This is a genomic window from Halopelagius fulvigenes (assembly GCF_055398025.1).
In genome coordinates this window covers 203,737-225,897 of sequence record NZ_AP043845.1, presented here as the reverse complement: position 1 = coordinate 225,897, position 22,161 = coordinate 203,737, and the positions used below count along the sequence as shown (strand labels likewise).

Sequence of the window (22,161 nt, the reverse complement as noted above, 5' to 3'; positions counted from 1 at the left end):
ATAGTCGGTGATTACTCTCTACTCGGTGACGCGGTCGAGGATGGACGCCCACAGCGTTGGAAGGTACTCCCATTCTAGGAACGTCTGGGGTGCCCAGTGAGGCGCACAGTCGGTCGCAAACGCGAACGCGCTCCCATCGCCATGGTCACCGACGACGAGGAACGGGTCGTCGCGGACCGTCGCCCACACCTCCGCGTCGTCTGCCGCCTCAAATCGGTTATAACCGAGGATAGACGGCCACTCGGAGGGAGGTGACCCGGGCATAGAGGATGTCGGACGCGGGTGCGGTCCGTCCGGTGCCTCAATCCTATCGTCGCTGCGTGCGACCGTGACGGGGAGAACGTCACCGACGGCAGTGCGTCCGTACCGCGCCGCACCGCACTTACCAGCGAAGCTCATGTAGCCACCAATCATTCCAAGTGCACCACCACCTGCGACGTACTCAGCGAGAAGTTTACACCGGTCAACGGCCGTCTCGCCCGCCGCGACGCGCGGCGTTATCTGGAGCGTGTCTGCACCGACATCGCTCAACAGGACGAGGTCGTACACGTCGAGACCGTCTACCGTGGACGGGACTTCCTCGTGGACGGCGTGGCACGGGACAAACTCGACGTTCGCGCCCGCCGACTCCAGCGCCGCGACGAGATACGCTGCCGCTTCCTCGTAGGTGCTGTCTTGGAGGACGTTTCGTCCCTTTATCTCGAACGAGAGTGCCACCCACGATTCACCGATCAACAGGACGTTGTACTCGCTCATAGGGTGTCGAACTCGATGACCGTCTTGATGACGCCGTCGTCCGTCTCGAACGCTCGTTCCGCCGCTTCTGGGGGATAGACTCCCGTGATGAGTTCGTCGACGAACCAGTCGGGGAACTCTGCGAGGGACTCTTTGGCTGCCTCGAAGTGAGGGACGTGGGAGTTGACGCTTCCGAGGAGGGCTTTGTTCTCCAAGACGATGTCGCGGTGCAGGGACCCACCGTCGACATCGAACGTCCAATCTTCCGGGATTCCGAGGAGTGCAGCGACGCCGCTGGGCGCGAGTGCCTCGATCACCTCGAACGCGTGCTTCGCATATCCCGTCGCCTCGTAGATGAAGTCCTGAGGCTCGTATTCGGTCGGGATGTCCGGCACCGGCGTCGTCCGCGAATCGACGTACGTCGCGCCGAGTCGTTCAATGATGTCGATGGTCGGGTCGGGACGGTCTCGCCGACCGAGGCAGTACGTCCGGTCGAACGACTTGTAGGGTCCGCGGTCCTGATTAAGCATCGCGAGCGTGAGCAAGCCGAGCGGGCCGTTTCCGAGCACGAGCGCAGATTCGGGCGTCCACTCGAATGCCGACCGTGAGGCGAAGGCATGTTCGACCGCCTTCTCCGAGTTACTGATCGGTTCGACGAGAAAACCGTACTCCGCGAACTCCTCGGGGACGGACACGAGATAGCGCTCGGGGCTCGTGAAGAACTCCGCCATGTAGCCGTGCGCGCCGGCGATGCCGCGTTCGACGTACTCTCCGGCCGGCGCCATGTCCGGTTCGTCCCGATCGAAGTACGTGTTCGACCCCACTGCGGGAGGGCGCCGAACCGTTGGGACGACGAGGTCACCCTCTTCGAAGTCGGTAGTGGTCGCGTCAACGACGACACCGACTGCTTCGTGACCGAGTATTTGGTAGTCCTCGTCGGTGGGATAGCCGCCGTGGGTCCCGCGGACGACTTCGTGGTCGGTCCCGTCGATGCCGACGCGGAGCGTCTGAACGAGAACCTCGCCGTCGTCGGGGGCCGGTCTCGGAACGTCAACGAGCGTCGGTTTCGTCTCACCTCTTCGGATTGCGATAGCCTTCATGGATCCGTCGTCGCAATGGCTTCGATTTCGACGCCGATGTCGATCGGGAGGTCCGCGACTTCAACGGCGCTGCGTGCGGGCGCCGGGTCGCCCACGTACTCCTCGTAAACCTCATTCACTGCGTCGTAGTTCGACATATCTGTGACGAATACGGTCGTCTTCACGACGGCGTCAAGAGAGCTACCACCGGCTTCAAGTACTGCAGCGACGTTCTTCAGCGTTCGTTCCGTCTGTTCTCCGATATCGTCGCTCACTACCTCTCCGGAGTCGGGGTCGACGGGTCCCTGACCGGAGACGAAGATTCGGTCGCCGTCGACGATTCCCTGCGAGAAGGGGCCGATACTCGCCGGTGCCGCGTCTGTCTGGATCTCTTGCATTTATGTCCACATCGAACGGGGCTGGCGTCTTAGTAGTTTCTCTCGTTTCCCTGGGGAACGGCTATGTGGGAGGCAACCGTCGGTCGGTACATGGCTCGCCCAGCTATTCAGCTGTACACGCTCAGAGCGCTCCAGATGCCGCTTTCAGAGACGCTCCGCCGCGTCGCTGACACAGACTACGAAGGAGTCGAGTTCGCCGGCTTGGGTGAGGAGACGCCAGAGTCGGTGGCGGAGACCCTCGCTGAGACCGGTCTCGAAGCCGTCGGCGCGCACGTCCCGCTAGAGACGCTTCGAACCGAGTACGAGGCAACCCTCGAGGCATATCGGACGGTGGGATGCGAACACGTTATCGTCCCGACGTACGGTGAGGCCGGTTTCGAGTCCGAGTCGGCCGTCGCAGAGACAGCCGATGATCTCCTCTCGCTGGCGGACCGCCTCGCCGACGACGGGTTCGAGGCTCACTACCACAACCACGCTTACGAGTTCGCTGATGTGGACGGCCCGTCCGAGACGGCGTACGACGCCCTCGTGGCCAGAACCGACGACCGACTCCGACTGGAGTTCGACGTGGGTCTCGCACAGCACGGTGGCGTCGACCCGACGACGTATCTCGACCGATACGCCGACCGCATCTCGCTCGTCCACCTGACCGATACGATCCCCGGCGACGACGACACCCTCCATGTCGAACTGGACGACGGCGTAGTCGACCTCCCGGCGTGCGTCCGTGCCGCCAGAAACGCCGACGCTGAGTGGGTGATCCACGAGAACGGCCTGACGACCGACCCGGCGGCGACGCTCGAAACGAGTTCTGACCGGGTTCGCGATCTCCTCGATACCCGGTGAGCCGACGGAGTAACGACGGACGCGCCGGCGACGGCGTCTATCGTCGTCGCCCGAGCGTCGAAAAAACAGGTCACAATGCTTATCTGTGGCGATGTGGTACGAAATCGCATGCACGGTATCGTCGTCGTGGGACGCGGTCCGGCGGTACAAGCGCACGCGTCTCGCTACGAACGGTTCGACGGCGTCACCGTCTGTGGCGTCGTGGGTGAAACGGACGCGGCGTCCAGCATCGAGGTACCGACGCACAGTTCCGTCGTCTCGGCACTTTCGGAGACGGACGCCGAGGGTGTCGACGTCTGCGGTCCCGGCTTCGACTTCGCCGAGGCTGTCGACGACGCGCTCGACGCCGGCGTCCCGGTACGCTGCGACCCACCGTTCGCCCTCCACGAGAGGCGGTTCGACGCTGTCGTCTCGGAGGCCACCGACGGCGACGGATGGGTACTCGCCACCTCTCCGCACCGGTTCTCGCGCCTCTACGAGCAACTCCGCTCGGCCGTCGAGAAGGGGAGCATCGGCGACGTGGGCGTCGCGCGGGTCAAGCGGACGGCCCCGTTCGACGGGAGCGGCTGGAACGTCACCTACGACGGCGTCGCTGGCGTTGACGGCTATGAGGGCGTGCTCTGCGCCATCGCAGCGCACGATGTTGATATCCTCGAGTGGACGTTCGGCCCCATCGAGCGGGCGTTCGCCAGGGCGCGGGCGGGAGACAGATACGACACCCTGCACGCGATGCTGGCATTCCGCGACGGCGGCCGGGCCACCGTCGAAGTGACGTGGTGCGGGGCGTCCGCCCCATCGCCGCACGTCGAAGTCGAGTACAGCGGGTCGCACGGCCGACTTGACTTCGAAGACGGCACGCGGTCCGCCGCCCTCTGGGAGGGCGCCGAGCCCCTCTCGGTAGACCCGCCCGAGGACGACTGCTGCGGGCGTTCGCTGCGGGCGTTCGCTGACGCCCTCCGCGACGACGAGGGAGCGTCGGACGGCGTCGGGCCGACGGCGTCCACGCGCGGCGCGATAGCCCTCCGGCGGTCCATCGAGAAGGGGCGACCGGTTCCGCTGGCGGAGGTGTCGGAATGACCGTCCCCGTCGGCGTCTGTTCGACGGCGCACGTCAACGCCGAGGTGTACGCCGCCCTCCTGTCGAAACTCCCGGACGCGGACCTCGTCGGCATCTCCGAGCGGACGCGCGCGCGGGCCCGAAAGTGGGCGAATCGCGTCGGGACGACGCCGATGACGCACCGCGAACTGATGCGGGCGGCCGACGGCGTCGTCGTCTGTTCGCCGACAGCCGTCCACGAGGAGTTGGTCGAACTCGCCCTCCACAACGACGTAGCCGTCCTCTGCGAGAAACCGCTGGCGACGTCGCTCTCGACGGCGAAGGCGATTCGAGACCAGTGCGCCGAGAGCGACGTTCCGACGGGGATGGCGATGCCGATTCGGTACAGTCGCCCGATGGAACGAGCCAAAGAACGGTACGAGGCTGGCGCACTCGGTGAACTCGTCTCCGTTTCCGGCACCAACCGCGGTCGGATGCCCGGCGGGTGGTTCGTCGACCCCGAACTGGCCGGCGGCGGCGCGATAGCTGATCACACCGACCACATCGTCGACATCGTGCGGTGGATTACCGGCGAAGAGGTCGAGGAGGTGTACGCCGAGGCCGACACGCGGTTCTACGACATCCCCGTCGAGGACGTGAACCTCCTGTCGATGACGCTCTCGAACGGCGCGTCGTTCGTCCTCGACGGGTCGTGGAGTACGCCGCAGAAGAACCCGTTCTGGGGCGACGCGAGCGTCGAACTGGTCGGTACGGAGACGACGCTTTCTGCCGACTGCTTCGGTCACCAGTACACCCACGTCAGCGACACGAACCAGGACGCGTCCAACGAGGACATCTACTGGGGTGCAGACCCGAACAACGCCCTTTTGCAGGAGTTTGTCGCGTCGATTCGAGGTGAGACGACGCCCGCCACGTCGATGGACGACGCCGTCCGAACTGCGGCCGTCATCGCCGCCGCCTACGAATCTGTCGAATGCGGGGAACCCGTGGAAGTTACGTACTGACCGGCCTGCGTTCGGTGCTCGCTAGTTCGTCGGTGCAGTAAGTTCGGTCTGTTCGACAGAGACCGGTTCTGTCTCGCCTATCGATTCGTACGCCGCCTCCACGACGGCGATGTCGTTCACGGCGTCGGCACCGGTCTTCGCCGGCGGGCGGTCCTCGTCTACGCTCTCGACGAAGTCGTCGATAAGGCCCTCGTCCGGGTTCGACCCCCAGAAGATGCGCTGGATGCCCGGATCGTCGGTGTCCTGGGTCTGCTTTATCGTCTGGTCGAAGCAGTCGATGGAGACGACGCCCTCGGTACCCACGAGTCGGAGCGTCGCATCGCCCCAGAAGTCCCACTCGTCGGGCTTGCTCCAGGATCCGTCGAGGACGAACTCCGTCCCATCGGTCAGCGTCATCGACAGGAGGTTCACGTCCTCGACGGGGATGTCGTGGAACCGGGTGTCGGCCTCGGCGTACACCTCCTCGACCTCTTCGCCGGTGAGCCAACGGACCACGTCAAGGATGTGGACCGTGTGGTCGATGACCGCTCCACCGCCTGACTCGTCGTCGTCGACGAACCACCCGCCGGGCATCTTCCCCCGGTTTGTCCCGCTGAGGAACTGCAGGTTGCCGAGGACACCGTTCTCTATCGCCGTCTTCGCGTTCCGCACGGGCTGGCTGAAGCGAAGCGGCATCGCCACACCGAGGTTAACGTCGGCGTGGCGGCAGGTGGTCACTATCTCCTCCGCCTCACCGAGGGACGGAGCTAGCGGTTTCTCGCAGAGTACGTTGACGCCAGCGTCGGCCGCGCGTTCGACCCACGCGAGGTGGTCGGCGTTCGTCGAGCAGACGACGACGCCGTCGGCGGCGGCGAACAGGTCATCCGGGTCGCGGTAGTCGACGCCGTACTCGTCCGCCTTCGCGCGAGCGTCGGCTACTGCGTCGTCGGTTTCAGTAACGCCGACGAACGTCGCGTTCGGGTGGGCTGAGAGTGCGGCGGCGTAGGAGTCGGCGTGCAGGTGCGCGGTCGAACAGATACCGATGTGGACGGTCATGCGCCTACCTCCGACGGGGAGACCGGTTCACCACGTTCGCTCGACTCGATTGCGGCGAGGGCGATTCTGACCGCTTCGCGGGCATCCTCAGGCGTGATGTCTGGCGTGTCGCCGTTCTCTGCGCAGTCGACGAAGTGCCGGAGTTCCTTCGTGTACGGACTCTCTGCGAGAGGGCTGGCAGGCGCGTTCGTCCCTTCGGCCCCACCGGTGACGCGGACGGCGTTCTCGTCGCGGGCGTCGAACTCCAGCATTCCCTCGTCGCCCGCGAATTCGTAACTCGTGAGGAACGGCGCTCCCTCAGGGTAGGCCCACGACGCCTCGACGTGGCCAACGGTGCCATCTTCGAACCGGAGTATCACGGAGGAGTGCTGGTGGAGGTGTCCGCCGTCCCACTCGGCGGTGCGGGCGAACACGCGGTCCACCTCGCCGATCACCCACCGGAGGTAGTCGAAGTCGTGGATGGCCATGTCGAGGAGAACACCTCCGCTCTTCTCTTTGTGACCGAACCAGGAGTTGCTGCCGTACCGCGGCGGCGACGAGAGCCGTTCCGTCGAGAGGGTGCCCGGTGTCCCGATTTCACCCGCGTCGACTCGCTTCTTTGCCTCGACGTACTCGGGGAAGTAGCGCAGTACGTGCCCGGTCATGAAGGTGACGTCGGACCCGTTCACTGCGTCGACGATGGCGTCGGCGTCCTCGACGGTCCGAGCGAGGGGTTTCTCACAGAAGACGTTGAGGCCGCGGTCGACAGCGGCCTCGACGAACGGTTGGTGTGTCGGGGTCGGCGAACAGATGTCGACGGCCGTGAGGTCGGCGTCGTCCATCATCTCGATCGCGTCTCCGTAGGTGTCCGCGTTCGGTGCGTGTTCGGCGGCGAACTCCTCCCGGTCGTCTTCGAGGGACGCCACAGCGGCTATCTCCGCCCCCGGTATTTCTTGGTAACAATTGGCGTGGGTAGTGGCCATGAAGCCACTGCCTACGATTCCGATACGTTGCATCAACACGTAGTTGTTTAACGTCCCTTATTAATTTTTGTGCGACCGACGGGTAGAGGAGTTATCGTAGCCAGTCGGAGGTGACGTCGCTTCGGCACCGAGACCGCAATTCGATGACTTAGGCCGGGATCTACGAGCAACTCCGAAAATCCCTCTCAGATGTTAGACCACGTGGTCGTGACGTTGCCGGCAGTGAACCCGATTCCAGCGAACCGGTCGCTCCGGTCAAAGACCGAACGGATGACCGACGGATCCTCCAGCAGACGGTGCTGGAGGTAACTCCCTTGCGCCCGCCCGCCCCCCGTGCGCTCTATCTCCAGCACTTCGAGGAACTCCCACTCGCGGAGCAGGTCGTGGACGCGCCGATTCGAGAGGACCTCCAGTCCGGCCTCCGCGCAGATGTCCTCGTACGCTGAGTATACCTCGGAGGTCTTGAACGTCCGCGTCTTCTCCACGAGGGCGAGAGAGACCACGGCAAGCAACGTCGCCTTCTGCTGGGCCGTCGCCCCCACGAGGAGGGCCCCCACCCGGTCCTGTTCGGCGAGGTTCTTCGCCCGGTGGACGTGGTCGACGGTGATGGTGTCAGCGCCCTCGCTGGCGGCGAGTTCGCCCGTGTGGCGGAGGAGATTGATGGCCTTGCGGGCGTCGCCATGTTCCTCGGCGGCGAGGGAGGCGCATTCGGCCACCGCCTCGTCGGTGAGGATGCCCTCGTCGAACGCGTCAAGTCGGCTTCGGATTATCTCACGGAGGGCGTCGCTGTCGTAGGGCGTGAACACGAGTTCTCGCTCCTGCAGGCTGCTCTTAACGCGTTCGTCAAGGCGGTCGCGGTACTTTATTTTGTTACTGATACCGACGATGCCAACCGAGCAGTGACGGAGTTTCTTCGCCTCGGTCGCGCGGGAGAGCTGCATGAGGTAGTCGGCCCCATCGAGACAGTCTATCTCGTCGAGGACGACGAAGGCAACGTCGAATCGGTCGTCGAGGACTTCCCAGAGGAGGCTGTAGTACCGCGATCGACCGTATCCAGTCTCCGGGACGGTGATACCCGTCTCGTCAGGGTCGTTCAGCGCTCGAACCGTCGCTCTGACCGCGCGCGTCTCGGTGTTCTCCTGCGAGCAGTCGATGTGGGCTTTGCCGACCGACACGTCGTTATCGGCGGCGGCCTCCGCGATGCGGTTCGTCGCGTACCGCGCGCAGAGGGACTTCCCGGTCCCCGTCTTCCCGTACAGGAACGCGTTGCTCGGGTTGTCACCGGTGATGGCAGGGTTGAGCGCGGTGGCAAGACGGCGAATCTCATCGTTGCGTGCGACGATGGCTGACGGATTCGGCACGTAGCCGACGTTGAGGAGTTCCTTGTTCGAGAAGACGCGGCCGTGGGCGCTAAACGCATCCCCTAGGGCGCTCGCGTTCGCGGTCGGTCCGTCCTGCGCTGTCATACGTTGACACTAACCATACGCCCGGCATAAACGCATCGGCGAGTCGCACAGACCGAATCTAGGTGGGGCTAGTGACGACGCACTTCTCCCCCTCACCCCTCGTTTCACCTGTATCGCATTACATTGATAGAATTGTAAAGCCAAAGGTAGAGATTAACTACCAAGATAGTAGCTCGTCGGCGTATCGAACCACGCAAGAAGGAGGTTGGCGGCGTCGGGTCGGTTCAGCCGAGGTAATCGTCTGCGCCCTTGTGGAGGGCGACGAACCCCTCGGCGAACTCAACGCCTCGCGTCCGCCCGAGGACGCGCGCCTCGGCGCGGACGCCCTCGATAAGGCCGTCGAACTCTGTGTCGATGCCGCCGTGCTCCTCCAACCACTCTACCTGCGACTCATGTTCGAGGATGGCCTTCTGCTTCGTCGATTGGTACTCGCTGATATCGATGTGTATCTCCGGTTCGAACGACGACGTCGGCTTGCCAAAGTAGTAGACGTTCGACGGTTCGCACGGGTCAGCTTCCGTCTCCAACAGGGGTAGCGAGCACATGTAGTATGCGTCTGTCACCAACCGAGACGTCGTCCGGTGGTCTGGATGCATGTCGTCGCGGAAGTGCGTGAGTACCGCGTCCGGGTCGAGGCGCCTAAGCACCTCGACCAGTTCTAGTCGGTTCTCTAAGGAGTACGTCACTCGCCCGTCCTCGAAGCCGAGGAACAGGGCGTTCGCGCCGAGTGCCTCGGCGGCCGCCTCGGCCTCCGCCTCCCGCGTCGCCGCGAGTTTCTCCTCGGTGGTGTCGGACCCGCCGTACTCGCCGCGCGTCATGTAGACGATGGTGACGTCGTCGCCTCGGTCTGCGTGCTTTGCGAGCGTCCCGCCGCAGAAGATGTCTGCGTCGTCGGGATGTGCGACTACTGCTGTGAGATGCATACACACGAAACTCAGAGAAGGCGATAATAAGCGTTGTGCCGGCGGCTACGAGAACAGGTAGTCGAGGTCTGAACGGACGCGCGGAAGCATCCGTTCAGGGGCGGTCCGGTACGGGGGAACCTCAGCGGTTATCCATCCGTCGTACCCGATATCGGCCAACGCCTCGGCCACCGCGACCCAGTCAACGTCGCCTTCGAGCGGATAGGTAAAGCCCTCCATCGTATCCACGTCGGTGCGGTAGTCCTTGACGTGGACGCGTTCGATACGGTTGCCGAGGATGCGAATCCACTGTTCGGGGCGGCCGTACCGCCTGACGTTCCCGACATCGAAGTACGCGCCCACCGGACCCGAGGTGGACGCTCGGTCGACGAACTCGGCAAACTCCAGCGGCGAGAGGAGGAAGTCGTTCCATACGTTCTCGACGCAGATGGTGACGTCGTGTTCAGCGCCGACGGTGGCGAGCGCTCGAACCGAGTCCAACGCGCGGTCGTACACCGCGTCGTACGGCGTCCCGTCCTCGACGACGCCTGGTACCACGAGGATGGCGCCCGCCTCAAGGTCGGCCGCGAGTTCGATCATCCGCTTACCCACGTCGATGCCGGCGGCGCGTGCCGCCTGGTCGTCGCTGGCGAGTTGGTCTTTCCAGTGGAGCGTCGTGGAGATGGCGGGAACGGTGAGGTCGAGGGAATCGATTCGCCTCCCGAAGTCGGTCACGGAGTCGTCGTCCCAGAGGGGTCCGTCGGCCGTCAGATTCGGTTCGATGCCGTCGTAGCCGGCGTCGGCGATGAGTTCTGCGTTCCTGCCGAGGCCGTCGGCTGGGAACCCCATCTGGTTGAGTGCGAACTTCATGCGTCCTCAGTTGCACGCTCCGCCGAGTTATAGATTAGTGTCAACGTTCCGCATGAGGAGCGAGCGCAGAGGGGGTAAGAAATTTATACCGAGAGCAGGAGTCTACGGGATATGGGAACGCTTAGCTTGGGCGATTTGACCAAGGTATTTCAAGGCGACAACGGCGATATCGTCGCCGTCAACGGACTCGACATCGATGTCGAGGATGGCGAATTCATCGTGTTCGTCGGCCCCTCCGGGTGCGGAAAGTCAACGACGCTCCGATGCATTGCCGGCCTTGAACTCCCGACGAGTGGAACTATCCGCCTCAATGGCAACGATATTACGACCAAGAGTGCGACGGACAGGGACATGGCGATGGTGTTTCAAAACTACGCGCTGTACCCGCACATGACCGCACGGGAGAATATGTCGTTTGGTCTGCGCATGGGAACGGATCTCCCGAAGGACGAGATACACGACAGAGTCCAGCGCACGGCCGAGATGATGGGCATCGAGGACCTCTTAGAGAAGAAACCGGGCGAACTCTCTGGCGGCCAACAACAGCGAGTCGCTCTCGGCCGGTCTATCGTCCGCGAACCCGAGGTGTTCCTCATGGACGAACCCCTCTCTAATCTGGACGCCAAGTTGCGGACGACAATGCGGACCGAACTGCAGGAACTCCAGCGACGACTCGGCGTGACGACCATCTACGTCACACACGATCAGACGGAGGCGATGACGATGGGCGATCGTGTCGTCATCCTGAACGACGGCGAACTCCAGCAGATAGGCACGCCTCTCGAATGTTACCACGAACCGGCGAACAAGTTCGTCGCGGGCTTCATCGGTTCCCCGAGCATGAACTTCACTAACGTGCAGGTCAGGTCTGAACGGAGTGTCCTGGAACACGAGCAGTTCGAGTACCCGCTGAGCGACGACACCCTCTCGCTGATTCGAGAGGCAGGTGCAAACGACGCTCTCACACTCGGCATCCGACCCGAGGACGTCCGCGTTGTCCCCGAGGAGACAGAGTCCTCGTTCCCCGTCACCGTTCAAGTGGTAGAACCCCTCGGCGAGGCAAGCTACGTGTACTTCGAGCTTGACGACGGCGTCACCTACACCGTCAGCGTCGACGGCGACACGGTGATAAACGAGGGAGCGAACGTCCACATCGAGTTCCCGGAGGACAAGATTCACCTCTTCGACGGTGCGTCCGGTGAGGCCATTAAGAACCGGACGGCGCCGACGGAGATGCAGTTGAACCAGCCCAGCGTCTGATACGAACTGTTGTACTGTCCTTTCGATTACGAGTCTCTGATCAAGTAATCCAACAGATCCGATTAGCGACTGTACGTGTACTTGACCGGCACAAATCCTCACCACCTATCGCTCCGTCAGAACGGACATTCACCCCACTACCGGGGAAAACGTTATGGTCCCACAAATATGTCATGTGAATGCATGTCTAGAGTGAATAGGCGCACGCTCCTTACAGCGATTAGTTCGGCTGGTGTCGCGGGTTTCGCCGGCTGTAGCGGTGGAACCGGCGGCGGCGGGTCTAACGGTACGGGCACGGGATCTTCGTCGGGTAACATGCCAGATTCGATGACGAACTGGGCGTGGAACGATCCCTCCCTCCAACCGATCCGCGAGGAACAGGCGGCGGAGTTCGAGGAGATGACTGGGACGAAAATCAACTGGCAGACGTTTCCGTTCGAGGACTTCACCGCCAAGTTCACCTCGGCGCTCCAAGGCGGAAACGCCCCAGACACGACAGCGCTGTCGGTGCTGTGGGTTCCGCGGTACGCGTCCCAGGAGGTCATCCTCAACCTCGAAGAGGAGGGGTTCGATCCATCCAACTACGTCGCGGGGGCGAAGCGCAATGCGATGTCGAGCGGCTCGCTCTACAGCGTCCCGTGGTACGCCGACTGTCGGGCGCTGGCGATAAACAAGACCATGTTCGAGCAGGCGGGCCTCGAAATCCCAGACCCGCTCGAACGTCCGTCGTGGGAGGAGTGGAAGTCGTGGGTCGACGCGCTGGCGAAGGAGCACGGTACTGGCTACGGGATGCCCGCCGGCGAAGGATTCGACGGCTTCGTCCTCTCGAACGGCGGCGGCTACATCAACGATGACGGCACGAAGGCGATAATTAACAACGACGCTGCCCTCGAAGCTGCGAACTTCCTGCAGCCGATGGTGATGGACAAGAAGATTGCGACGTACACCGGCGGCGGCGCAACTACCGCGGGAGCGCAGTTCGAATCAGAGAATATCCCGATGTACTACGCCGGGTCGTGGGACTACGGCCGGATGGAGGAGTCCGGCATCGACTGGCAGTACGTCCCCCACCCGAGCGGACCCCGCATTGACACGAGTCATACGTGGTCTGCGGGCGTGTACTACTCCGTCCCGACTCGGGGCGGCTCGAACCGGAAGGCCGGACTTCGGTTCCTCGAATACATCTCGTCCAAAGAGACGCAGAAGCGCGTCGTGGAGGCCATCGGCGGCTTCCCCGGGCTCAAGTCGGCCTACGAAACGGACTACTTCACGAACTACATCAAGGAGCACCCCAAACTGAAGACCATTGAACAGGAGATGCCGAACACCGTCTCGTTCCCGGACCACCCAGAGGTGGCCACGATGTGGAGTGCCGTTCACACCTCTGCACAGGCGCTCTGGACCGGGACAGAACCGAAGAAAGCGCTCGACAACGCCGCGAAGGAGATCAAGAGTGTCCTCTGAGGAACACCGAGTACCATGAGTACCAACACAGCCCGAGAGATTCCGAAACAGGTGTCCGAATGGCTGACGGAGATCGGCATCATTGACGCGCGGACGAACCCGGCGTGGTACGCCATCGTAATTCCGAAGGTGGCGCTGTTCGCCATCATCATGATCATCCCATTCCTCGGGGCGTTCTACGTGAGTCTTCATGACTGGGCACCGTTGGCACAGACGCACCCGTTCGTGGGACTCCAGAACTACGTGCAGTTACTCAACGATGCCGTGTTCTGGAAGTCGCTACAGAACACCGTCTTCTACGCCGTGATGCTATTGCTGTTCGACGTCCCCATCGCCCTCGGCCTCGCGTTGCTCCTCAACATGAAGCTCCGCGGGACGCGCTTCTATTCGGCGGCGATATTCTTGCCTGTCGTCACGTCGTGGGTGGTCGTCTCGCTCATCTGGACGTGGATTTACAGCCCGACGAACGGCATCCTCAACATTACGCTCGCGTCGTTGGGCCTTCCGACGTACGACTGGCTCGGCAACCGTGCGCTGGCGATGCCCGCGATAACGGCGATGAGTATCTGGAAGCACATCGGGTTTAACATGGTCATCTTCCTCGCCGGTCTAGGTGGCATCCCCGACCACTATTACGAGGCCGCCATCGTGGACGGCGCGAACCGGTGGCAGCGTTTCCGATATATCACTTTGCCGCTCCTCAAGCCGACGGCGTTCTTCGTCATCGTCGTCACGATGATATTCTCGTTCCGCGTCTACACGCAGGTGTACGTCATGACGAACGGCGGTCCAGTCCACTCGACGTACACCCTGATGTTCTACTTCTGGGAGCAAGGCTTCGGGCAGTACAACTACGGCTACGCCAGCGCGATGGCCGTCGTCCTGTTGGTTATCGTATTCACGCTGAGCATCATCCAGCAGCGAACGTGGGGGTCCGACGTTGAGTACTGACCTCGACCTCGCGAGCGAGGGCGACCTGACGACGGACCACGCGGCCGGTCCCGGCCAGTACGTCGTCAAGGCCGTCGCCCACGGCATCCTCATCGTCGCCAGCGCACTTGCGATCGTCCCGTTCGCGTACGCGCTGATGACGTCACTGAAACCGGAGGAAAACATCTTCCGGAACATGGCGCAGATCATTCCGGCAGAGCCGACGCTGATGAACTACGTTAACATCTGGATGCAGAATCCGCTCGATCGCTGGATATTCAACAGCCTGCTGCTCGCGGCGGGCGTGGTATTCTTCACGCTCCTGTTGGACAGCCTCGCAGGCTACGCGCTGGCGAAGGGCGACTTCAGGGGACAGCGGTTGGTCTATCTGCTCGTAGTCGGGACGCTCATCGTCCCACCGCAGGCAATCGTCGTCCCCCTCTACATCGAGATGTCGAAGTTCGACCTCGTCAACACGTACTGGGCGGTGATGCTGCTCTACATCGCCAATCCGTTCGGCGTGTTCATGATGCGGCAGTTCTTCCTCTCCGTCCCGGACTCGTATCTGGAGGCGGCACGGATGGACGGTTGTAGCACCCTGCAGATTTACACCCGCATCATGCTCCCGATGGCGAAGCCGGCGCTATCGTCGCTCGCTGTGTTCACGTTTACGTTTATCTGGGGTGCGTTCCTGTGGCCGCTCATCGTCCTCTCGGACTCGTCGATGTACCCACTACAGGTCGGTCTCGCCGGGCTCACCGGCCAGTACGGCTCGAAGTGGGGACAGTTGATGGCGGCGGCCATCATCGCCGCACTGCCGGTGGTAACTGCCTACCTGCTCGCGCAGAAGACGTTCATGGAGGGTATCGCCCTCACGGGGTCGAAAGGATGATTCCGGCGCTTCTTCCACTAAAAATCGGTACAGCGAGCATGAACGAGCCGGTACTGGCGGGCGTCCTCGTGTTTGGAATCGTCACGCTCGCCCTCGGCTACCTCTCGTTCGTCCGTCGGGAGTTCGGCGCGGGCATCGTCCTGAAGGCGGGCACGGTGCTCTTACTCCTCCTGACGCTCCTCTCGTACTTCTGGCCGAGTCGGCCGTGGCCGCACTGACACCCGGTCTTTTTACATCCCTCCCTCGTACTCAACGCTCATGAGCATTGGTTGGTGGTATGGCACGGCGACGACGGCGCTCCTCTGGGCGCTGTACCTCTTCCTCGGTCGGACCGCAGACCTGACTGCGCTCCTCTCGACGCCCGACGTCGGTCTCGGACTCCGCGGCCTCCTGTTCGCCCTCTGGTTCCTGCTTCCCATCTTCCTCGCCCTCGACTGGCGGTCGATACGCGACGACGCGGCGTGGGACCCTGGGATAGGGCCGTGGCTCCTCGTCTCCGTCGTCTGGTTGGCAAATATCGCCGCGGCCACCGCCTACTGTATCCGCCGCGAAAGCGCACTCCGCAACACGGTCCCTTCGGCCCGATGGGCGTACGGCATCGTCGTCGGTATCGTCTTCTGGGTCGCTCTCGTCGGCGTCAATCTCCTCTCTACCGTCGTTTCGACAGGCGTCATCAGTACTGTGTTCTCGGGACCGGTTATCCTGCTAGCCCTTTCCGGATTACCGACGTGTCTGTACCTCGACGCCGAACACGTCCGCGGTCACACGCATTGGAATCCGTCGGTGCGGTTCTGGCTGGCCGGTGCATCCGTCCCCCTCGTCAACGTCCTCGTCGGGGCTGCGTACCTTCTCCGGCGACGGGCCGAGTTCGCCGAGACCAGCGACCCCGACTCCGTCGCGTTGCTTGGCGTTGACGAGGAGCCGATTCCGCCGGTTCCGTCGCCGTGGTTCGATCGCGTTGCGGCCGCCCTCGGCCTGTACTTCTTTGCGTTCGTCATCCTCGGGGGCACACCCGGGCTGCTCTCGGTCGGTCTCGGAGGGCTGGCGGCGGTGCTGTGGGTACCGTTTGGTCTCGCCGTGACGCCGATGATACGTTACGATCTCAAAGCGCTGACTGCGGCGGGCGCGGCGTGGGGGTGGACCCGGTACCTCTACCTCTCGTCGTTTCTCCTGCCCCCCGTTGCGTTCCTCTACCTCCTCCGCCGGACAACGGTCGTGCACGATGTCCTGCGTCGGACTGGTCCCACGCAGGCCCGCGCCGAACCGGAGTTCCCCAACCCGGACCGTCTCGACCCGAACGGATCTAATGACTGACACGGACTGTTGCGACTGTTAACCGATGTTCACCGTACAGGGAGTGAACACCGGAAAGAGACGTCGACAGCCCGTTTGACTCCGCGATCGCTTCGGGGAACATTCATGTCGGTTCGTCGCAATGGCTTCGCACATGAAAATCGCAGTCGGAGCGATGAGCCACGAGACGAACACCTTTGCGGCGGGGAGGACCGGCGTTGACGCGTTCACGACGGCGGCCGGCGATGACCTGCTCGAATCGGACGTCGGTCGATCGCTCGACGGCATCGTCGAGACGCTCAGCGCCTCGGGGGCCGACATCGTGCCGACGTTCGGCGCGAGCGCGCTTCCTGCTCCCACGGTCGAGCGCGAGGCGTTCGAGTGGATGAAACGACAGTTCCGCGACGCTCTGGGGGACGAGTCGGTCGACGGGGTGTGTCTCGACCTCCACGGGTCGATGTATGTCGAGGATGAACCCGACCCGGAGGGAACGTTACTAGCGACGGTTCGAGAAGCGGTCGGTCCCGACGTTCCCGTCACGGCGGCGCTGGACATGCACGCGACGATAACTGAACCGATGGTCACCCACCTCGACGGCGTCGCCGGCTACCGGACTGCGCCGCACACCGACGTGGCGGAGACGGGGTCGCGGGCGGCCGAACTGTTGCTGGCGGCCGTCCGTAGTGAGGCGTCGCCTGTTCTCCGCTGGGAGTCGATTCCCGTTCTCGTCGCCGGCGAGCAGTCTGAGTCAGCAGCCGAACCGATGCGCTCGTTGGTGCAGAAACTCCGTGATGCCGATGAGAAGACAGGAATCTACGACGCCAACTTCTTCCTCGGATTCCCGTGGGCTGACTCACCGCACGCCGGATGCCACGCGGTGGTCACCGGCGACGCGTCGGATGCGGAGACCGTCACGCAGACGGCGAGCAACCTCGCGGCGGCGTTCTGGCGGCGGCGACACGACTTCGGGTTCAACACAGAAGCGTACGAGCCGTCGGTCGCGCTGGACGAGGCTGCGGGCGAGCGAGCGTCCCCAGTCGTCGTCGCCGACACCGGCGACATCCCCGGCGCGGGGGCGAACGAGAACACGACGAACCTCCTCGCGGCGATGCTAAATCGAACCGACCTTGGGACGCCGGTGTTCGCCGTCATCGTCGACCGTGCCTGTTACGCGATGTGCCGTGACGCCGGTGTCGACGCTGACGTGTCGCTCTCGCTGGGCCGGTCGTACCCGGACGGGACTCCGCTGGAGGTATCAAGTACCGTCGCCGCCGTTGATGACGTGGCGGACGCGAAGTTGGCCCGCGTGTCGCTCGACGGTGGCGTCGACGTGGTGGTCACCGACCGCCGGACGAACGTCCACCGGGACCCCGACTTCCTCCGACGCCTCGGTGTCGACCCCATGGAGCGAGACGTAATCGTGTTGAAGAGCGGCTACCTCAGTCCGGCGTGGAAGGACATCGCCGAGCGACCCCTGTTCGCGTTGACGCCGGGGGAGACCGACCAGCGTCTCGTCGAATTGTCGTACGAACGAGTGCCGCGCCCCATCTTCCCGCTGGACGATGACGCGTCGTGGCCGGCTTGACGGATGTCGGACCTGCAGTTCGCTCGCCTTGACGTCGCGGTGACGTCCGTTCTTAGCGACGAAACGAAGGGTGTATGTCGGGCGGTCAGGAGGACTCAGGAATCGGACGGGTACGTTGAACGGCGGTTCGCGCAGTTAGAGCGAATCTGGGGTCGAGCGCGGTGGGTCCACGTGTAGTCCGCGTGGCTGTAGAACGGCGATCCGAGTCGGCCAGGTCGTCGTCTCGGGTCGGACCTCACCCGTCGGTGGGGACGAGTCCGTCGGCCCCGAGCGATCCATCCACGACCCCGCTGACTGCGGCGACGGCCACGCCGACGGCGGCGGCGGCGGCGTACATCGACTCGACGCCTACGAGATCTATGAGGCGGCCGGCCGCGAGTTCGCCGACGCCGGTGCCCGCGGCGAAGCCGAGGCCAGTAAGGAACGTCTGCGCGGTGGCTCCGATGGACTCTGGGGCGAGTTCGTGTGCGAGGTTCACCGCAGCGAGCATGAACGCAGCGTAGCCGAATCCAAGGAGCAACTGCGTCGCTACGACGGCGAACGGTGCCGGCACGGTGGCATAGAATCCGAAGGTGAGGGCGTGGAACGCCGCTCCAGTGAACAGAAGTCGTCGGTAGGTCGTCTCGAACCGGGCGGCGAAGAGGAAGACCACCGCCTCCCCCGCCGTCTTCGCCGCTACGGAGAGCCCAGTAATTGCGTCGCTGCCGCCGATTGCCCGGACGTAGACGGAGAGGTACGCGCTTCCCGCCGGAAAGATGGTCCCCATGAGAAACGCGGCGACGAGGAGAACAGTGAATGTGCGGTTCGCAACGAGAGAGGCAGCGCGGAGGCCGACGCTTTCGGCCGGCGGGCGACTGTCCACGGGAATCCTGAGCAGAAGCGCCGCAAGGACCGCCATCCCGACGGCGAAGCCGTAGAAGACGATGACCGATCCCGTGTGCGTGCTGACCAGTCCGGTGCCTAGGGCGGCGATGCCGAACGCGATGCTCCCGTAGGCTCGGACGCTCCCGTACGGCAACCCCGTAGAGAGGAGCATCGAGTTGGCGACCGGTCGGATCGGTGCGCGAAAGCTGGCGAACGCGACGGTGATGAGAGCGAGGAGAGGAAACGCCGCACCAATGTACGGGTAGAGTAGTCCGAGCGTACCCGAGACACCGACGCTCACGAGGAGAATGCGTTTCTGCGCACCAAACCGGTCACTCATTAGTCCCCATCCTGGCAGAGCGACGATACCGGCCGTCTTTAGCAGAAAGCCGATAGTTCCCATCTGGGTACCTGAGAGGCCGATAGTCTCGAAGTAAGCGTTTCGAAACACGACGAACCCGCTCCACGCCGCGAAGTAGACGAAGTAAAACGCTCTAAAGTAGCGGCGCTTGTCCATCGATAACATTACTCTTGCCGATTCCCTTTAATCGCTCCGTATCCGGCAGACATCGAAAGGGGATGCAACCGGGACCACCGGCTCAGGGATTCTCGTAGGATGTCATCGCACAGAAGTACGACGGTTGCAGGTTCACGCCGTCGCCGAACGATGCGCCCGTCTCAGCGACGCTCGAACTGCCGGTCAATGTACCGATCCCGATAGCTGTACCTACTGCTGACGATTTTAGGAGCTTGCGTCGTGTTATCATCGTTCTGTCGCAATCGTATCATTATTTCCGATCTTAATAGTATTGTTTATTTGTATACTAGGTTACATTATTGGTCGTAGTTATCGTCTGCGCTCAAATGGTGGTGACATTCGGACCGGGAAGATAAACGTGCAAGATACGTACACTCGGTTTACCAACGTTTTCAGGCGGAAAGATGTCTAATCAGTAGGTCTGCGTCTTGATCGTGGGAGTTATCGCGCGTTGATGCGCCTTTTTTCGTAGCGAGACAGCGATTGATGTCGGCAAGCGACTTCATCCCCAGGACGTTGTAGGCCGCGTCAAGCCCCTCACAATCGTCCCGAACTCGGGAAGGGGTCGTGTGCATCTACCGTTCGTCGTTGTCACGACGAGCGTTACCGTCTTCACTACGATGAGCCCTTCACGGCTGAGCAAGGCGCTGTTGAACGTTGGCGTCCCCCGTCGGTTCACGTTCTCGCTAGCGTACGGCTCTCGTTTGCTGCCGGTGCTTCCAGAGGAGTACTGGGACAGTGTCCACGCGATCCGACTACGGAGCCACGGACCCGACCGTGAGAGGATACTGCGGTGGCGCCACCTCCTCTGGATCGGCGTACGAGCGTTCTATCCGCTCGTTTTCGATGTCGCAAAATTTTGCACAGGAACAACCGATGTACAGACAGATGATGACGAACCTCTACCAGCGTCTCGATACATGGCTTAGAAGCTCATCTCGAGTGAAATACGCTGTTAGTATGGGTATTGTCGCGTTTGTGATTTACCTCGGTGTTAGTGCCTTTTCTGGGGAGGAATTTTCCTTCATTCAGGCAGTTGCTCCGAGCCTCACACTCGGGGTATTCTATTATTTCACCGGCCTTCGGTAAGCGGGACACGACCTTTACTGAACGCCGGGACTGCTTTCCTGACCGCTCTGCTAAATTGACGCTCAGACCGAGAATCGCAGCGGTCTCGCTTCCTCGATTCGTCGGAATCCACGCATCGGAGGTTCACTATACTGGCTGTAGTCTCAACTTCCAAACCTGATGGAGTCTGTATAGCGGTATAGAATTTATCACGGTAGAATGACACGCTGAAGTCTCGATACTGTGGGAATGGGGAGGCTGTAGAGAGGGGACTCTAGATATGGGATTTCCACTTATGTGAAGGTGCAGACACGTAGGTAGATTCAACGGCGTGCGTTCGCTACCGCCACCGTTCTCGTCCGGTACGGTTATCAGATGCGGGGCGGCGAGCGGCTACTAACCGTAAAATGAAGTACCAAACACCGGGACCGGCCGCGACGGAACCGTACTGGTTCGAGTCGGTGAGAGCCGCTACAGGAATGGGGCGACCGTCGGCCAGTAGACGAGCCAGGAGACGGCGACGACCAGCGCCGCGTACCCCAGCGTCACGAGACCAAACGAGACGACGTCGACGTTAGAGAGCGGTCCACGATCGAGCGACACGAGGACGGACGTCGTGTTGAATGGGAAGATCGTCGTCGAACCGACGATGATGAGGGTGGACAGGCCGAGATAGAGCCGGTTGATCCCCAGCCGACTGCCGAACTGCAGGAGAACCGGGAGAGAGACCACGATGGCGGCCGAGGCCGTCGAGAAGAATATCCTGACGAAGGCGGCCAGCGCCAAGAGCACGGCGACGCTCTGCCAGACGGAGAACGTCGCAAGCGGGAGCAGTCCCGTCGTCGTCTCGACGAGGAACGCGAGCGCACCGGTCGACCGCATCGCGTCGAGGATGGAGAACATCGCGCCGACGACGAACAGGATTCCCCAACTCACGCTCGCGACGTCCTCGCTCGTGAGGACGCCGATTCGTGGCAGCGACAGTACCGCGACGGCGAGTACTGCGGGGACGATGGTCGGAACGTCAACGAACGAGCCGACGATCCAGAGGACGACTGCGCCGAGGAGGACGAGTCCGACGAATCGCTGTTCGGTCGTGAGTGTCGGCGCCACGTCGACATCTGCGGTCTCGCCGGGACCGCCGCCCGCGGACACCGCCGCTCTCGTCGGCGACCCGTCGGCGTAGAGGTACTCCGCGGTCAGCGTCGTCAACCCGTAGAGGAGGAGGACGGGCGGAACCATGAGCACCCCCCACTCGACCCAGGTGACCGACCGGCCCGCGCGACGGATGAGGTTCGACGTGACGATGGCCATCCCGCCGCCGGTCATGAGCGCCATCGAGGCGATGGGGTTCACGTGCCCGATGATGAGAAACGAGGAGCGTTCGAACACGCTCCCCCGACCGAGGCCGTACGCGTCGGCCATCTCTCGGATGACCGGGATGAACGTGATCGCCCGCGCGACCGCCGACGGCATGACGAACGCGAGTGCGAGGACGTTCAGCGCGACGAGGCGGACCGGGTTGGCCTCGCCCGGTTCGCGCGAGACGAGTCGCGACGCGAACCACGAGTCGAGGTCAACCTTCCTGATGGCCTCCCCGAGAAGGAAGACGAGTAGCAGGAAGAAGACGATCGTCGACGAGAACCCGGTCGTCGCCGCTCGATACGTCTCGACCGCACCGAGTGCGAAGAGGAGCGTGACGCCCAGCGTCGAGGAGACGACGTACGGGAGCACCGCTGTCAACCACAGGACGAGGACGAACCCGAACACACCGAACACGGTCTGCATCGCCGGCGTCATGCCGGCCGGCGGCGCGGTGACGACCGTCCAGAGAATCGAGGCGAGAGCGCCGCCGATACCGACGCCCTGGCGGATCGTGCGACGCAACGCGGGGGATACGGGTACCATCGGCGC

General features: G+C 62.9%; 20 protein-coding genes. 10 read left to right on the top strand and 10 right to left on the bottom strand.

The window, feature by feature from the left end:
- Nucleotides 1-18 precede the first annotated feature (18 nt).
- The 3 genes from ACZ522_RS04080 to ACZ522_RS04070 are packed head-to-tail and all read right to left on the bottom strand — an operon-like array spanning nt 19 to nt 2,212.
- Nucleotides 19-756 carry a glutamine amidotransferase gene (locus tag ACZ522_RS04080; protein WP_379692081.1) on the bottom strand — a complete coding sequence of 246 codons (738 nt, stop codon included), beginning with the start codon at nt 754-756 and terminating at the stop codon, nt 19-21.
- Nucleotides 753-1,835: a glucose 1-dehydrogenase gene (locus ACZ522_RS04075; RefSeq protein ID WP_379692082.1), complete on the bottom strand. Its 1,083-nt coding sequence runs from the start codon at nt 1,833-1,835 to the stop codon at nt 753-755. The genes ACZ522_RS04080 and ACZ522_RS04075 overlap by 4 nt, the downstream gene beginning before the upstream one ends.
- The gene (locus tag ACZ522_RS04070) at nt 1,832-2,212 is read right to left on the bottom strand and encodes a Rid family detoxifying hydrolase (protein WP_379692083.1); all 381 of its coding nucleotides are present in this window, start codon (nt 2,210-2,212) and stop codon (nt 1,832-1,834) included. Before ACZ522_RS04070 ends, ACZ522_RS04075 begins: the two co-directional genes overlap by 4 nt.
- Before the next feature lie 90 nt (nt 2,213-2,302).
- Here ACZ522_RS04070 and ACZ522_RS04065 point away from each other — a divergent pair, with 90 nt between their 5' ends.
- The 3 genes from ACZ522_RS04065 (at nt 2,303) to ACZ522_RS04055 (ending at nt 5,118) form a co-directional block, all read left to right on the top strand.
- Complete coding sequence (locus tag ACZ522_RS04065) at nt 2,303-3,058, top strand: sugar phosphate isomerase/epimerase family protein (RefSeq protein WP_379692084.1); 756 nt, start codon at nt 2,303-2,305, stop codon at nt 3,056-3,058.
- A 108-nt stretch (nt 3,059-3,166) separates the two neighbouring features.
- Complete coding sequence (locus tag ACZ522_RS04060) at nt 3,167-4,135, top strand: Gfo/Idh/MocA family protein (protein WP_379692085.1); 969 nt, start codon at nt 3,167-3,169, stop codon at nt 4,133-4,135.
- On the top strand, nt 4,132-5,118 hold the full coding sequence (locus ACZ522_RS04055) for a Gfo/Idh/MocA family protein (RefSeq protein WP_379692086.1): 987 nt from the start codon (nt 4,132-4,134) through the stop codon (nt 5,116-5,118). Before ACZ522_RS04060 ends, ACZ522_RS04055 begins: the two co-directional genes overlap by 4 nt.
- A 21-nt stretch (nt 5,119-5,139) precedes the next feature.
- On the opposite strand, the gene ACZ522_RS04050 is transcribed toward ACZ522_RS04055, so the two are convergent.
- From ACZ522_RS04050 to ACZ522_RS04030, 5 genes are all read right to left on the bottom strand, one after another.
- Nucleotides 5,140-6,153, bottom strand: a complete 1,014-nt coding sequence (locus ACZ522_RS04050) for a Gfo/Idh/MocA family protein (protein WP_379692087.1) — start codon at nt 6,151-6,153, stop codon at nt 5,140-5,142.
- A complete protein-coding gene (locus ACZ522_RS04045; RefSeq protein ID WP_379692088.1) occupies nt 6,150-7,148 on the bottom strand; it encodes a Gfo/Idh/MocA family protein in 999 nt (332 codons plus the stop codon). Before ACZ522_RS04045 ends, ACZ522_RS04050 begins: the two co-directional genes overlap by 4 nt.
- Before the next feature lie 152 nt (nt 7,149-7,300).
- Entirely contained in the window at nt 7,301-8,581 is a 1,281-nt protein-coding gene (locus ACZ522_RS04040; RefSeq protein ID WP_379692089.1) for a Cdc6/Cdc18 family protein, read from the bottom strand.
- A gap of 224 nt (nt 8,582-8,805) precedes the next feature.
- The gene (locus ACZ522_RS04035) at nt 8,806-9,504 is read right to left on the bottom strand and encodes a PIG-L deacetylase family protein (protein ID WP_379692090.1); all 699 of its coding nucleotides are present in this window, start codon (nt 9,502-9,504) and stop codon (nt 8,806-8,808) included.
- Nucleotides 9,505-9,549: 45 nt separating this feature from the next.
- The gene (locus ACZ522_RS04030) at nt 9,550-10,353 is read right to left on the bottom strand and encodes a sugar phosphate isomerase/epimerase family protein (protein ID WP_379692091.1); all 804 of its coding nucleotides are present in this window, start codon (nt 10,351-10,353) and stop codon (nt 9,550-9,552) included.
- Nucleotides 10,354-10,464: 111 nt separating this feature from the next.
- On the opposite strand from ACZ522_RS04030, the gene ACZ522_RS04025 reads away from it, so the two are divergent.
- The 7 genes from ACZ522_RS04025 to ACZ522_RS03995 all read left to right on the top strand — a co-directional run bounded on the left by ACZ522_RS04025 (nt 10,465) and on the right by ACZ522_RS03995 (nt 17,777).
- Nucleotides 10,465-11,613, top strand: a complete 1,149-nt coding sequence (locus ACZ522_RS04025) for an ABC transporter ATP-binding protein (RefSeq protein ID WP_379692092.1) — start codon at nt 10,465-10,467, stop codon at nt 11,611-11,613.
- Nucleotides 11,614-11,928: 315 nt separating this feature from the next.
- Nucleotides 11,929-13,077, top strand: a complete 1,149-nt coding sequence (locus ACZ522_RS04020) for an extracellular solute-binding protein (RefSeq protein WP_379692093.1) — start codon at nt 11,929-11,931, stop codon at nt 13,075-13,077.
- Between the two features lie 15 nt (nt 13,078-13,092).
- A complete protein-coding gene (locus ACZ522_RS04015; RefSeq protein WP_379692094.1) occupies nt 13,093-14,028 on the top strand; it encodes a carbohydrate ABC transporter permease in 936 nt (311 codons plus the stop codon).
- The gene (locus ACZ522_RS04010; RefSeq protein ID WP_379692095.1) at nt 14,018-14,899 is read left to right on the top strand and encodes a carbohydrate ABC transporter permease; all 882 of its coding nucleotides are present in this window, start codon (nt 14,018-14,020) and stop codon (nt 14,897-14,899) included. The genes ACZ522_RS04015 and ACZ522_RS04010 overlap by 11 nt, the downstream gene beginning before the upstream one ends.
- 38 nt (nt 14,900-14,937) lie before the next feature.
- Entirely contained in the window at nt 14,938-15,117 is a 180-nt protein-coding gene (locus tag ACZ522_RS04005; protein WP_379692096.1) for a hypothetical protein, read from the top strand.
- A gap of 40 nt (nt 15,118-15,157) precedes the next feature.
- Nucleotides 15,158-16,213, top strand: a complete 1,056-nt coding sequence (locus ACZ522_RS04000; protein ID WP_379692097.1) for a hypothetical protein — start codon at nt 15,158-15,160, stop codon at nt 16,211-16,213.
- A gap of 133 nt (nt 16,214-16,346) precedes the next feature.
- Nucleotides 16,347-17,777, top strand: a complete 1,431-nt coding sequence (locus tag ACZ522_RS03995; RefSeq protein WP_379692098.1) for a M81 family metallopeptidase — start codon at nt 16,347-16,349, stop codon at nt 17,775-17,777.
- A 235-nt stretch (nt 17,778-18,012) separates the two neighbouring features.
- On the opposite strand, the gene ACZ522_RS03990 is transcribed toward ACZ522_RS03995, so the two are convergent.
- The gene (locus ACZ522_RS03990) at nt 18,013-19,158 is read right to left on the bottom strand and encodes an MFS transporter (RefSeq protein ID WP_379692099.1); all 1,146 of its coding nucleotides are present in this window, start codon (nt 19,156-19,158) and stop codon (nt 18,013-18,015) included.
- Nucleotides 19,159-20,718: 1,560 nt separating this feature from the next.
- Nucleotides 20,719-22,155 (bottom strand): SLC13 family permease, encoded by a 1,437-nt coding sequence (locus ACZ522_RS03985; protein WP_379692100.1) that lies wholly within the window; start codon nt 22,153-22,155, stop codon nt 20,719-20,721.
- Between the last annotated feature and the right edge of the window lie 6 nt (nt 22,156-22,161).